At 47.4% G+C, this 12,314-nt stretch carries 16 protein-coding genes; 14 read left to right on the forward strand and 2 right to left on the reverse strand.

The window, feature by feature from the left end:
- The first annotated feature begins 4 nt into the window (after positions 1–4).
- The 3 genes from rsgA to spoVM all read left to right on the forward strand — a co-directional run bounded on the left by rsgA (position 5) and on the right by spoVM (position 1,783).
- Positions 5–898, forward strand: coding sequence for a ribosome small subunit-dependent GTPase A (gene rsgA, locus BM613_RS09130; protein ID WP_109430869.1), 894 nt, complete (start codon positions 5–7; stop codon positions 896–898).
- The gene (gene rpe / locus BM613_RS09135) at positions 898–1,551 is read left to right on the forward strand and encodes a ribulose-phosphate 3-epimerase (protein WP_109430870.1); all 654 of its coding nucleotides are present in this window, start codon (positions 898–900) and stop codon (positions 1,549–1,551) included. The genes rsgA and rpe overlap by 1 nt, the downstream gene beginning before the upstream one ends.
- 151 nt (positions 1,552–1,702) lie before the next feature.
- On the forward strand, positions 1,703–1,783 hold the full coding sequence (spoVM, locus tag BM613_RS09140) for a stage V sporulation protein SpoVM (protein WP_109430871.1): 81 nt from the start codon (positions 1,703–1,705) through the stop codon (positions 1,781–1,783).
- A gap of 87 nt (positions 1,784–1,870) precedes the next feature.
- Here spoVM and rpmB read toward each other — a convergent pair whose 3' ends face one another.
- Entirely contained in the window at positions 1,871–2,062 is a 192-nt protein-coding gene (gene rpmB, locus BM613_RS09145; protein WP_109430872.1) for a 50S ribosomal protein L28, read from the reverse strand.
- A 132-nt stretch (positions 2,063–2,194) separates the two neighbouring features.
- Here rpmB and BM613_RS09150 point away from each other — a divergent pair, with 132 nt between their 5' ends.
- From BM613_RS09150 to asd, 5 genes are all read left to right on the forward strand, one after another.
- Positions 2,195–2,560, forward strand: coding sequence for an Asp23/Gls24 family envelope stress response protein (locus BM613_RS09150; RefSeq protein ID WP_109430873.1), 366 nt, complete (start codon positions 2,195–2,197; stop codon positions 2,558–2,560).
- A gap of 14 nt (positions 2,561–2,574) precedes the next feature.
- A complete protein-coding gene (locus BM613_RS09155) occupies positions 2,575–4,308 on the forward strand; it encodes a DAK2 domain-containing protein (protein ID WP_109430874.1) in 1,734 nt (577 codons plus the stop codon).
- Positions 4,309–4,343: 35 nt separating this feature from the next.
- Entirely contained in the window at positions 4,344–6,380 is a 2,037-nt protein-coding gene (gene recG / locus BM613_RS09160; RefSeq protein ID WP_109430875.1) for an ATP-dependent DNA helicase RecG, read from the forward strand.
- A gap of 79 nt (positions 6,381–6,459) precedes the next feature.
- Positions 6,460–6,681 carry an alpha/beta-type small acid-soluble spore protein gene (locus BM613_RS09165; RefSeq protein WP_109430876.1) on the forward strand — a complete coding sequence of 74 codons (222 nt, stop codon included), beginning with the start codon at positions 6,460–6,462 and terminating at the stop codon, positions 6,679–6,681.
- Between the two features lie 156 nt (positions 6,682–6,837).
- Complete coding sequence (gene asd, locus BM613_RS09170) at positions 6,838–7,719, forward strand: archaetidylserine decarboxylase (RefSeq protein ID WP_181363008.1); 882 nt, start codon at positions 6,838–6,840, stop codon at positions 7,717–7,719.
- Between the two features lie 57 nt (positions 7,720–7,776).
- Here the strand turns inward: asd and BM613_RS15070 are convergent, their stop codons facing one another.
- The gene (locus tag BM613_RS15070) at positions 7,777–7,914 is read right to left on the reverse strand and encodes a hypothetical protein (protein ID WP_181363009.1); all 138 of its coding nucleotides are present in this window, start codon (positions 7,912–7,914) and stop codon (positions 7,777–7,779) included.
- A gap of 510 nt (positions 7,915–8,424) precedes the next feature.
- Between BM613_RS15070 and rsmD the strand changes: the two genes are divergently transcribed.
- The 6 genes from rsmD (at position 8,425) to rpmF (ending at position 12,222) form a co-directional block, all read left to right on the forward strand.
- The gene (gene rsmD / locus BM613_RS09175) at positions 8,425–8,982 is read left to right on the forward strand and encodes a 16S rRNA (guanine(966)-N(2))-methyltransferase RsmD (RefSeq protein WP_109430878.1); all 558 of its coding nucleotides are present in this window, start codon (positions 8,425–8,427) and stop codon (positions 8,980–8,982) included.
- 31 nt (positions 8,983–9,013) lie between these two features.
- Positions 9,014–9,502, forward strand: a complete 489-nt coding sequence (coaD, locus tag BM613_RS09180) for a pantetheine-phosphate adenylyltransferase (protein ID WP_109430879.1) — start codon at positions 9,014–9,016, stop codon at positions 9,500–9,502.
- Positions 9,503–9,541: 39 nt separating this feature from the next.
- Positions 9,542–10,330: a patatin-like phospholipase family protein gene (locus BM613_RS09185; RefSeq protein WP_245926327.1), complete on the forward strand. Its 789-nt coding sequence runs from the start codon at positions 9,542–9,544 to the stop codon at positions 10,328–10,330.
- Between the two features lies 1 nt (position 10,331).
- Positions 10,332–11,405 (forward strand): SepM family pheromone-processing serine protease, encoded by a 1,074-nt coding sequence (locus BM613_RS09190; protein ID WP_109430880.1) that lies wholly within the window; start codon positions 10,332–10,334, stop codon positions 11,403–11,405.
- An 80-nt stretch (positions 11,406–11,485) separates the two neighbouring features.
- On the forward strand, positions 11,486–12,004 hold the full coding sequence (locus BM613_RS09195; RefSeq protein WP_146192784.1) for a YceD family protein: 519 nt from the start codon (positions 11,486–11,488) through the stop codon (positions 12,002–12,004).
- A 38-nt stretch (positions 12,005–12,042) separates the two neighbouring features.
- On the forward strand, positions 12,043–12,222 hold the full coding sequence (rpmF, locus tag BM613_RS09200) for a 50S ribosomal protein L32 (RefSeq protein WP_109430882.1): 180 nt from the start codon (positions 12,043–12,045) through the stop codon (positions 12,220–12,222).
- Positions 12,223–12,314: the final 92 nt, after the last annotated feature.

A 12,314-nucleotide genomic window follows, 5' to 3' on the forward strand; every position in this document is an offset into this window, starting at 1 on the left:
GGAAATGGGGATGGTAAGTATGACAGGTAGAATCGTTAAAGCGATTTCTGGATTTTATTTTGTGCGGCTTGAAGATGGACGCAATTTACAGTGTAAGGCGCGCGGTGTATTTAAAAAACGTGGGTGGAAGCCTTTGGTCGGTGATCTGGTACGCGTTGAACCACAGGGGACACAGGAGGGAACGATCACAGACTTGTTTGCGCGTCGTTCAGAACTTGTCCGCCCGTCGATTGCAAATGTCGATCAGGCGTTACTCGTGGTGGCGCTGGTTCAACCAGAACTATCACTCTATCAACTGGATAAGATGCTAGCAATGCTTGCTTTATCAAAGATTGAAGTAGGTATTGCCTTTACAAAGATTGACTTACCGCACGCTTTGGATGTTTTACAGCAGGTACAAAAAATCTACGAAAAACTTGAGTATCCGATTTTTGCTTTAGATGTGCGACATGAAGTGGGCGTCATGCCGTTGCATGGCTTTTTACAGGGGAAAATCACCGTACTAGCTGGGCAGTCTGGCGTAGGGAAGTCGACTCTCTTAACGCATTTGATCCCAGGTTCTGGTGCGCTTACGGGTCAGATTGGCGATCGATCGAAGCGCGGCCGCCATACGACGACACATGTCGAACTCTACTCCTATGCAGATGGCTTTATTGCAGATACGCCAGGATTTTCACAGTACGCATTTGATCATTTGGAGCCAAGTCATCTTGGCGTTCTTTTTCGCGAGATTGCCATTTTGCGTGCAACATGCGAATACCGCGGTTGTTTGCATACAGAAGAAGAGGGATGCGCGGTGCGTCGTGCGGTTGAAAACGGCAGGATGGCAGAGTCGCGCTATCACAACTACGTCCAATTACTCACAGAGTTAAAGGAAGCTAAAGCGAGGAGATATTAATGTTCGTGCAAGTAGCTCCATCTATTTTATCAGCAGATTTTGCAGCGCTCGGTCGTGCTGTGGAAGAATTGACCAATGCGGGAGCAGACCTTATACACGTAGATGTCATGGATGGGCGATTTGTCCCAAATTTGACGATAGGTCCCCCTGTGCTCGCTGCGATTCGCGAGCATACGAATCTACCACTTGACGTACATTTAATGATTGAGGAGCCAGAGCGTTCGATTGCGGATTATCGCAAAGCAGGTGCAGATGTGATCACGGTTCATGCAGAAGCATGTAAGCATCTGCAACGCACGCTGACGATGATTCGCGATCTTGGGGCGGAAGCTGGCGTTGCATTGAATCCTGCGACTTCGGAGCATGCGTTACAATATGTACTAGACGATATTGATCTCGTTTTAGTGATGAGCGTGAATCCAGGGTTTGGAGGTCAGAGCTTTATTTCATCTAGTGTTCACAAAGTGGCAAATGTCCGTAAAATGCTAAACGACGCTGGGCGACGCGCTGTGCAAATTGAAGTGGATGGCGGGGTGACAGCGTCTAATGCCCAAAACCTTGTAACTGCGGGAGCAGGTATTCTCGTGGCAGGTTCATATATTTTTTCTGCACCGACTCTTGGGGAAGGAATTCGCAGTTTGCGGATAAAGTAGGCACATATCGGCTATTGCGCTCATATAGTGAAGTGATGGATCTGGACATGAAAACTAGAACTAGGGCATGGGATGTAAGTTGCTTGCCTCGTTGATGCGTCTGTTGCGCACGAGATCGTGATCGCAGACAGGGTGTAGGAGGGGTGGATGGATGCGGTTTTATACGATTAAATTGCCACGGTTTCTCGGAGGAATTGTCAAAGCTTTACTTGGGGCGCGTGGGAAAAATTGAATGATCGATTTTTTTTACACGTTTTTTTCATACAAAAAAGCACCCTAAGCGGTGCTTTTTTCGGGTTGTGCCATAAACTTCGAAGTTCTAGATTGCACGAGCAACTCTTCCACTTTTTAAGCAACGTGTGCAAACGCGGATGCGTTTGACCGTTCCATTTACGTTGGCCCGGACAGACTGCAGATTCGGGAGCCAGCGCCGCTTTGTGAGAATGTGGGAGTGACTCACTGCATTACCAACTTGCGGTCCACGGCCACAGATTTCACAACGTCTCGCCATGCTGTGCACCCCCTTTATAGATATTGAACTAGGATATCATAGCATACTGCAATAGCTGAAGCAACCGCCTTTCATTCGCCATAGCAGTATAGTACACTAAAGAAAATTGAAGTGAATGAAAGGTGAGGTCCCATGCCTACAGTCGTTGTAAATGAATTGGGAAAAGTCGTCATTGCCGATGAAGTGATTGCGACTGCTGCAGGAATTGCAGCTCTAGATTGTTATGGCTTGGCTGATATGGCGCCACGCAGGGGCATGCGCGACAGTCTCTCAGGATTTTTGGGTCGCGAGAATCCAGGTCGGGGCGTTGAGATCACCTCATTGCCAGACCATTTGGAAGTCGATTTGTCTATCGTGGTAAGTTATGGTACGCGAATTCCGGAAGTTGCTGCCAACCTTCGCGAAAAAGTGCGATATACCCTGCAAGAAACGTTTGGCATCAAGGCAGACAAGATTAACATCCACGTTCAGGGTGTGAAGGTGGTTGGAGAAAGGTAAGGGGGCACTAACGAGTGCAGCAACACAGGTCGTTAGATACGTTGGGATTTATCTCCATGTTACATGGTGGCCATCAACAATTGGCTAAATTCAAAGAAAATGTGAATGCACTAAACGTTTTTCCAGTTCCAGATGGAGACACCGGGACGAATATGTACTTATCGTTTACTTCTGGGATCGAACAAATTTCTCGATTGCCAGAAGGAACTTCTTTAGAGCGGGTAGTTACTGCGTTTTCCGAAGGGTTATTGATGGGCGCGCGAGGGAATTCGGGCGTGATTTTATCTCAATTATTCCGCGGTTTTCAGCTTGCTTTTGGCAAAGCCACACACATTGACCCTCATCTGTTTGCACAAGCACTGCAAAGTGGTGTGCAGACGGCCTATAAGGCTGTGTCTCGCCCGGTTGAAGGGACCATTCTTACGGTGGCACGAGAGGCTGCAATGGCGGCAGACGTCGCTTCTAAAAAAGCAAATGTCACGATCGAGCACGTGATTATAGCGGCAGTTGAACGGGCTCGTCAAGTTTTAGCAAAGACGCCAGATTTGCTTCCAATCTTGCGGCAGGCTGGTGTGGTCGATTCTGGGGGACAAGGGCTTGTCTACATTTACGAAGGTTTTTTGGCTGCACTCAACGAGGCGTATAACGCACGTGGTGATGAGTGGGAGCATCGCTTGCAGCAGAGTGAATTACGAAAGCCAGTTGTCTTTGCTACAAATGAAGTGCACGGCGAAGGTGAATTTGGCTATTGTACAGAATTCATGATTCGCATCGCCGATCAGGGAGAAGAAGAACCTATTTTGCCGCGCGTGCGCAACGCGATGTCCGTGCTCGGAGACTCTTTACTCGTCGTACAGGCTAATGACCTGGTACGAGTACATGTACATACGTTGCATCCAGGGGAAGCTCTAGAAGCGGCATTAACATTTGGCCCGTTGGTACAAGTAAAAATTGATAACATGACGGAAAAGAATCGCTCTTTGATGCTTGTTTCAGATGAGCAACTGGAGCAGGAAAAAAAGAGTGGCACTGTTCTTGCTGAACCGAGAAGCTCTGATCAGCAAATCCACCAACCATCCAAAGCTGAACAAAAAGTTTGTGGGCTTGTTGTTGTCGCAGCAGGACAAGGAATTGTCGATTTATTTGAAAGTTTAGGCGTGGATTACATTGTCCCTGGTGGACAGACGATGAATCCCTCAACGGAAGATTTGTTAGCAGCCGCGAGTCAAGTCTCGGCTTCACATGTTATTTTGCTGCCGAATAATCGCAATATTGTCATGGCGGCAAAACAGGCGAGTGTAGTGAGTGAAGGTCGGATTCATGTCGTAGAAACGCATTCGATTGGACAGGGATTAGGAGCGGCGCTTGTTTTCCATCCTGAACATGAAGTGTCGGCAAATGAAGCAGCCATGCAAGATGCAATCTCTAAAATCATGTCTGGGTCGATTACGACTTCTGTTCGGGATTCGGTGATTGGCGATCACGTCATTGGAGAAGGCGATTACATTGGGATGATTGACGGTGAGATCGCTTCAGTAAATCCTTCTCGAACGGCTGTACTTACTGCATTGATTGAACAATTTTGTCTTCGTGGTGCGGAGATTTGTACTGCGTTTTATAAAGATCCAGCGTTTATTTCTGAAGTGCAAGCGACGATTATGACGCTTCAAGCGAAATATCCCCTCGTAGAATTTGAACATCAGTACGGTGGGCAACCTGTCTATGATTATCTACTCGCAGCCGAGTGAGTTTTTGATCCTTGTGGAAGGAGTGCTAGTGTTTTGTGGACTTATTTTTAATCGAAGTCACAAAAATTCCAGGTGTCGGTCCTGCGCGTGCGAAAGGATTGGCACGCTTACAGATTCATAGTGTGGGTGATCTCCTGTTTTATGTTCCCTTTCGCTATGAAGCTGTACAAAGGGGATCTGATGCTTTTTCCCAAGGGGCAAAGCTTGTTTTAGAAGCAGTTGTATGTGGGACGGCAACAGTCAAAATACAGGGCAAGAGGTCTACTGTTTCTGTTCCTGTGCAAGTAGGCGAGCGTATGATTCAAGCACTTTTTTTTAATCAAACCTTTCTTCGCCATCAGTTGACAATTGGAAAGCAAATTCGTCTCTATGGAAAATACCAAGAACAAGGACAAAAATTGATTGTTAATCGATATGAATGGATAAAAACCGAAACGACTGCGGGAGAATATATTCCAATTTATAGGGTGACAAAAGATCTGTCCAATTCGGTTTTGCGCACGATTTTACAGTCTGCGTTGCGTGTCTATACACCTATGATTTCTGATACCATGCCGATCAATCTGCGTACGCGCTTTAAATTACTTCCGCTTGCCGAGGCGCTGCTTTGTGCACATCAACCTAAATCGGTGCAAGATATTCGGCAAGCGCGTCGACGACTTGTTTTTGAGGAATTTTTGCGCTTTCAGTTGCAAATTCAAAGTTATCGTCGCTTGCGCAAACAAACACAGCAAGCAGCACTTGATTTACAACAACTCACAGAAGCCGTAGCGCTTTTTACAAAACAATTGCCATTTGTCCTTACGGCTGGGCAGGAGCAGGCGATCGCGCAGTTGCTTCCTGAACTCGCAAGTGATCAACCCATGCATCGCTTATTGCAAGGAGATGTAGGTTCAGGGAAAACGGTTGTGGCATTTGCCGCGATTGCTGCTGTTGCAATGCTCGGGTGGCAGAGTGCGTACATGGTGCCAACGGGAATTTTGGCATTGCAACAATTCGAGGTTGCTAAAACCTTTTTTGCTCCACTTGGCCTGCGTGTTGCTTTGTTGACAGGAGGACAAGATACGGCAAAACGGCAGCAGATTTTACAGGAGCTAGCGAGCGGGGATGTTGCACTTGTCATTGGCACGCATGTGCTCTCGTTAGATGAGGTGAACTTTCATCGTTTACGACTTGTCGTGACGGATGAACAGCAGCGTTTTGGCGTGAATACGCGAAAACTCTTGCGACGCCAAGGTTTTTTGCCTGATGTGCTACAGATGACAGCGACCCCAATCCCACGCACGCTTGCATTGACGCTTTTTGGAGACATTGAGGTGACCTCACTCCGTGACATGCCCCCGTTGCGAAAACCGATACAAACCTTGTGGGTTTCTCCCCAAAAAGAAGACAAAGTGTTGCAAATGCTGCGTTCTGAACTCGCCAAGGGTCGCCAATGCTATATCGTTGCGCCACGTATTGACCCTGATGAAGAGGATGAAGTGGCGAGTGCAAAACAACTCTATGAAAAGCTAAGTGAAGAGTTGGCTGCCTTTTCTGTCGGTCTCTTGCACGGTGGCTTGCCGGAACGAGAGCGCATGGAAGTGATGCGGCGATTTGCCGCGGGTGAGATCGCGGCACTCATTGCCACAACGATGATTGAGGTTGGAGTTAGTGTACAAAACGCCACGATGATGGTGATCTACAACGCTGATCGCTTTGGTCTTGCCACACTTCATCAATTGCGTGGCAGAGTGGGAAGAGGAACGTATAGTGCACGCTGTATTTTGATTGCCGATCCCCTTACAGAAACTGCGAGGGCGAGACTCGAAGCGATGGTACAGACGCAAGACGGGTTTGAGTTAGCTCAACAAGATCTCGTTTTGCGCGGTCCAGGCGAACTGTTAGGCGAGCGCCAAAGCGGGTTGCCTGTGTTTCGCGCAGGTGATTTGTTTCGCGATAGGAAGGCGATGGAAGTGGCGCGTCAAGTGGCGAGTGAACTCTTAAGCAGTGAAGAATTTTGGCTTCTACCAGAATACCGTGAACTTCGCAGTGAAGCGCTTGTAGGACTTGATGCGTATCTGGATTCTTAATCATACAAGGTTTTCTTTAACAACCTTGTATGATCGTACACAGTCTGGACAAACTATGCCCCAATAGGAGGTGATCAGTGTGGCTGGAGGACAACATTCCAACACGCATCTTGTCAAGGGGATTGGCAAAGCTATGGATCAGTTTAAATATGAAGTCGCGCACGAATTAGGAATACAACCCCCTGCAGACGGCTATTGGGGAATGATGACAACGCGTGACACAGGGACAATCGGTGGACATATGACGCGTAAGCTCGTAGCAATGGCAGAACAACAATTGGCGAGTCGACAACCTTTCTAAGCTTGAAGGCACGGGGCAACCCTGTAAAAGGAATCATGACCGGACAATTGGCATGATTCCTTTTTGTTGCACGAGAAAAGTGTCCTTGCAATTTGCTGTGATTATTTATGATACAATAACGAAGTTATGCGAGAAGATAGGGAGCGTTTTATTATTATGAAGCGATGGCATCCGTGGCGGCTGGCTTTGTTGCTTTTGCCAAAGCGTGGATTGACTCGGCTGGCGGGTAGAATTTTTCGCAGTCCTCTAAGTAAGCCGTTAATCCCCGTATTTATCCAGTTATATGGGATCGATGCCGCGGAAGCAGCTAGTCCCTTGCACGCGTATCGTTCACTCGCTGAATTTTTTGCTCGCCGTGTCAAACGCAAAGGGATTGCACATGCAAATACTGAGTATTTTACACCGATTTATTCACCTGTAGACGGACAAATTGCTGAGGTTGGTCAGATTCATGCCAACCATGCAATTCAAGCGAAAGGGAGTTCTTATTCAATCTCTGCGTTGCTTGCATCCGCTACTAGTTATTTTGAGTCTGGTACCTTTGTCACGATTTATTTAAGTCCAGCAGATTATCACCGGGTTCATATTCCGATTGCTGCGCACGTCAAACGGATTGTTCATGTCCCGGGAACGCTTTTTCCAGTGAATCGCTTGGGTACGCAGTACATGGATGCACTTTTTACACGTAATGAGCGCATTGTTACATGGTTTGTGCGTGAGGAATGTGAATTTGCGATGGTTAAAATCGGTTCGACAATTGTTGGAAGTGTTCAAATAGATCCTTCTTTTGGCATTGTTAAGGCGAAACAAAGACAGCGAGGGAATCCTTCTCTACTATGGGAGGGAGATCGTGTGCTAGAGGCTTTTGATGAATACGCGTGGTTCGAATTTGGCAGTACTGTAATTTTGTTATTCCCTCCAAATTGTGTTTCTCTGGAAGTGAAAAAAGGGGAGCGCGTTAAAGCGTTTGATGTGATTGGTAGATGGCAGTTATCGGATAGGGACAACGTAGAGCCGCTACAAAGAGATGGATCTTAGGATCCATCTCTTTGTAGTAGAGCACTGAGTTTACGTGGATGCTTTCTTTGCTAAACTTTAGTACATTACGCTCGCCGCAGCAGAAGCCGTGGCGCCAGAATACCCACCGCTATAGCCTGGAACAAGCAGGAAGAAGAGAACGAAGATGATGAGAAAAACAACTGCCCAACGTGTATATCCTCCAAATGTGCCCATGTTAAGAAACCTCCTCAATTGGTGAAATGTTTGTGGTGATGCATTTATTTAATAAACAGGTACAGTCGTGCATTGGGTGGTATAGACGGGGATGAGCAGGAAGAAAAGAACAAAGATAATGAGGAACACGACTGCCCATCGTGTATATCCGCCGAAAGTTTCCATGTTGATCTGACCTCCTTTGTTGCCTGATCACCACATGAGTATCAAATGCTCGGACAGGGAGGGTTGGAAGGGCATATATCCGTGGTTTAAAAAATAAAAAGACCCCTCTCGCCCGGGTACGCGAGAGGGGTTGCCTGATGCGGGGTTTATGTATTGCTCCGCATTTGGCTACTGGGAGAGGAGAAACCGGAAGAGAGTGTAAATTACGCCTCTCTCTGGTTGCCTATGCGACGTTTGCGTCGCTAGATGACAGTCTGGTCACTTCTTAGACTTTTTATACTGCCTTAGTGATTTTTCCGTTTGAGGCCGACAAATTCACTATGGTAAAGTAAGGGGAAGAAGGTGATGTCCATGCGCGTAATTGCAGGTGACTTAAAAGGTCGTCGCTTATCTGCACCTAAAGGAACATCGACACGACCGACAACAGATCGTGTGCGTGAAGCGATTTTTTCCATGATTGGACCTTTTTTTTCCGGAGGTGTATGTTTAGATCTATTTGCGGGTTCAGGGGCGCTTGGCATAGAAGCAATTAGCCGGGGAATGGATGAAGTGATTTTTGTCGACAAAGCGAGTGCGGAGACAATTGCAAAGAATGTGAAGCAGCTTGGCATCGAGGCAGCTTCTTATCTTTTAAAACTTCCTTATCCCATAGCAATCAAGCGATTAGCGCAAGAGGAGCGAACTGCTGACTTGGTTTTCCTGGATCCGCCCTATCGCCTTGGCGTGCTAGAGGATGCGATGCAATTACTTTTAAAGGCACAAATACTTCGCGAAGATGCAGTCGTGGTAGCAGAAATGGATCATAAAACAGCTGCGCCGGATATTTTGGAATTGCTCATGCGCAAAGAAGCGGTCTATGGGAGTACAAAAATTGTAATTTACGAGTATGCATGTGCCAAGTAGCGTGAGATCGTTAGATACTAGGGGGTGTACGATGCGCACGGTAGTGTATGCTGGCAGTTTTGATCCGATTACGAATGGGCATCTTGATGTGATAGAACGAGCTGCGAAGCTTTTTGACTTATGTGTGGTTGCAGTTCTTGTGAACATAAAAAAGCAATCACTGTTTACGATCGAGGAGCGAATGCATCTGATCACCGAGGCAACCCAGCATTTACCTAATGTGCAGGTGGATCAGTTTCAAGGGTTGCTCGTGGATTACTTGCGAGCGAAGGAAATGTTTACACTCGTGCGTGGTGTGCGCACAGTGAGTGATTTTGAAGTGGAGATGCAGTTGGCAGCCCTCAATCGCGATTTGCTGCCTGTGGTAGAAACAATTTTTCTTCCCACACAGCGGGAATACGCACACCTTAGTTCGAGCATGATGAAAGAAATTGCGTTGCATGGCGGAGATGTGACAGGATTCGTTCCAGCACACGTGGCGCATGCATTGCGGGAAAAGTTCGCATCCACTTCTTCGTGATGCGAGCGAAAAACCCGTGATGAGAAAGGGGATGAGCGCGTGTCAGAACATTTGCGCATTGGCTTGGCGCTCGGCAGCGGAGGGACTCGAGGCTTTGCTCATATTGGCGTTTTACAGGTGCTTGAGGAAGCGGGGATTGAAATCGAGGCGATTGCTGGTTCGAGTATGGGGGGGTTAATCGCTTCAATCTATGCGACAGGGGCACCTATTGAACGTATGGAACAACTCGCAGTCCATTTACCGCTCAAGCGCTGGGTAGATGTTACAGTCCCCAAACTAGGATTGGTGGCAGGCCAACGATTTCATGAACTCGTAAAATTGTTGACAAAAAGCATGGATTTTGCTGATACACAGATTCCGCTCGCAGTGGTTGCGACAGATATTGAGATGGGGGAACGGGTGGTTCTTACGAGTGGAGCTATTCATGATGCAGTGAGGGCAAGCATCGCGATTCCCGGAATTTTTGTACCTCATCGCGTTAACGGGCGCTTACTCGTCGATGGAGGAGTGATTGAACGTGTGCCTGTACAAGCAGCACGTGATCTCGGTGCAGATTTTATCGTCGCTGTAGATGTAGGATTGTTCGAGCGTTTACCGCCAGTTAAAAACGCTTGGGATGTGATTGTGCAGACCATGGATATCATGGAGCGCGAAGTTTTTCGTCATCGCATACTCCACGCGGACTTTGTAGTACGGCCGAAGCTCGATCTGATGAGTTCTATTTCTTTTACAGGGGTGCAACAAGCGATTGAAGCAGGACGGCAGGCAATGCGTCAAGCGCTTCCTGAACTGCTGGCCAAACTTCAGACGAAGCGGGGAGTGATCTAGTGTGTCGACTGTACAACGCCTTTACTGGCGGCGACCGAAACGAATCTTATTGTACGTTTTGGCTGCATTACTTGCCACTGTCTTGATTTTAATGAATTTTATCGCTTTACCCTATTATATTTACGCTCCGGGAGAAGCGTTGCCGTTACAGCCGATGGTCGATGTTCAAGGCGGACATAAGACGGATAAAGGTGCTTTTTTAATGACGACGGTTTATGTCGTTTACGCGGCTAATGTATATGATTTTCTCTATGGATTGTTCTTGCCGCATCATCAGATTCTCCCAGCCACTGAAGTGAACGGGGGACTGACGAATTCGCAATATGATCAATTAGAGGCATTTATGATGAAGGCGGCACACCAAAACGCTGAAATCGCAGCGCTCCATTATTTACATAAACCCATTTCAATAGCGACTCTTGGCGTGATTGTCCTGTCTGTCGAACGTGGCAGTACAGCCTATGGACATCTTGTTCCAGGTGATGTTATTACAGGGGTTAATGGGATTTCACTAAGTGATCCCAATCGCATCTTTACAGTTCTACAGCACGCCAAAGTGGGGGAACCTATTTCGTTAACAGTCCTTCACCACGGCAGAATTGAGCAGATGACTTTGCATTTAAAACTCTTGCCGGCCGTCGCAGGACAAGTTTCTAAACGTCCCGGACTCGGTGTGTTCTTGGCACCTGATCAAGTTGTGCACAGCCCTATTCACATTACTATACACAGTGGAGATATTGATGGGCCTTCTGCGGGGCTGATGTTTACACTTGAAATCATTAATCAGTTAGCACCTGGGAATTTGACGAAGGGGTATCGGATAGCCGGGACAGGGACGATGAGCGCGAATGGAAGTGTAGGACAAATCGGCGGTGCTGCACACAAGGTGGTTGCAGCTTCAGAAGCTGGCGCTCAGTATTTTTTTGTTCCTGCTGACACAGCTGCAGGAGATACAAATGCATTGCACGCGATCGAAGAAGCGAGAAAAATCGGGACCCACATGAAAGTAATTCCAGTGAAAACATTGCAGCAAGCGATCAACTTCTTGCAATCATTGCCACCTAAAACGGGATGACGTAGGCGCTCATTTGAAGTTTGACAGGTTGTATCGGAGTAGGTATACTATGACATGTTGTGATCGAGGTGACGGAGATCGTGAAGGTGTTGTGGACTTCGGCCATGAAGTCTGGTGGGGTGGCGTTTGCAGGTACACTGGACGTCTCATCCTTGTTTCGCAATCGCAAGGATGTTGTCCATATCGCACCGCTGCAAGCAGAAGGCATGGTTACGATGAAGAGGCCAAACATTTGCGAGGTAAACGGCACCGCTACGACGAATGTTCAGTATCGATGCGTTCGCTGTTTGACAGAATTTACGCGGCGGCTTGACACCTCGATTGATGAGGTTCTATCGAGGGTTCCCCTGACTGAGGAGCAAGAAGAGGCTGAACTGATCTATGTACCCGAGGAAGCGATTGATCTCGATCCTTTGATCGAACAGGCGGTCGTTTTGAATCTTGATGTACAGCCGCTTTGTCAAGAGGAGTGTCGAGGACTGTGTTCGGTTTGCGGAGCCGATTTGAACGTTGCGACTTGTGTGTGCCACGAGCAACAAGTAGATCCGCGCTTGCAGGCATTGTCTCAGTTTTATGATACACCAAAAACTGAACATTGATCGATGCGGGTGGAGCTTTGAAATGGAGGTGTTCTCTGATGGCAGTACCGCAACATCGAACGTCGAAGACGAGAAAGAGACTGCGTAGAACGCACTTTAAACTGTCAGTGCCGGGTATGGTTGAATGCCCGCAATGTCATGAATTAAAATTGTCTCATCGCGTGTGTCCAAACTGTGGAACGTATAATAAGCGTCAAGTATTGGAGCAACGTGGATAGAGACCAAGAGGGTCGGGACGCCTTGCGTTCAGGGCGCTCTTTTTTTATCGTAGTGATACATAGAGATCAGATATTCATAGTTATAGAAATGT

Source organism: Sulfoacidibacillus thermotolerans (assembly GCF_003144315.1).
Classification (GTDB): Bacteria; Bacillota; Bacilli; order Alicyclobacillales; family SLC66; genus Sulfoacidibacillus; species Sulfoacidibacillus thermotolerans.

What these genes read in the sequence shown, in the direction of transcription:
- rpmB (WP_109430872.1), bottom strand. Translation starts at nt 2,062, where the DNA reads ATGGCGAGACGTTGTGAAATCTGTGGCCGTGGACCGCAAGTTGGTAAT.
- coaD (WP_109430879.1), top strand. Translation starts at nt 9,014, where the DNA reads ATGCGCACGGTAGTGTATGCTGGCAGTTTTGATCCGATTACGAATGGG.
- BM613_RS09150 (WP_109430873.1), top strand. Translation starts at nt 2,195, where the DNA reads ATGCCTACAGTCGTTGTAAATGAATTGGGAAAAGTCGTCATTGCCGAT.
- spoVM (WP_109430871.1), top strand. Translation starts at nt 1,703, where the DNA reads ATGCGGTTTTATACGATTAAATTGCCACGGTTTCTCGGAGGAATTGTC.
- rsmD (WP_109430878.1), top strand. Translation starts at nt 8,425, where the DNA reads ATGTCCATGCGCGTAATTGCAGGTGACTTAAAAGGTCGTCGCTTATCT.
- BM613_RS15070 (WP_181363009.1), bottom strand. Translation starts at nt 7,914, where the DNA reads ATGGGCACATTTGGAGGATATACACGTTGGGCAGTTGTTTTTCTCATC.
- rpmF (WP_109430882.1), top strand. Translation starts at nt 12,043, where the DNA reads ATGGCAGTACCGCAACATCGAACGTCGAAGACGAGAAAGAGACTGCGT.
- rpe (WP_109430870.1), top strand. Translation starts at nt 898, where the DNA reads ATGTTCGTGCAAGTAGCTCCATCTATTTTATCAGCAGATTTTGCAGCG.
- rsgA (WP_109430869.1), top strand. Translation starts at nt 5, where the DNA reads ATGGGGATGGTAAGTATGACAGGTAGAATCGTTAAAGCGATTTCTGGA.
- asd (WP_181363008.1), top strand. Translation starts at nt 6,838, where the DNA reads ATGAAGCGATGGCATCCGTGGCGGCTGGCTTTGTTGCTTTTGCCAAAG.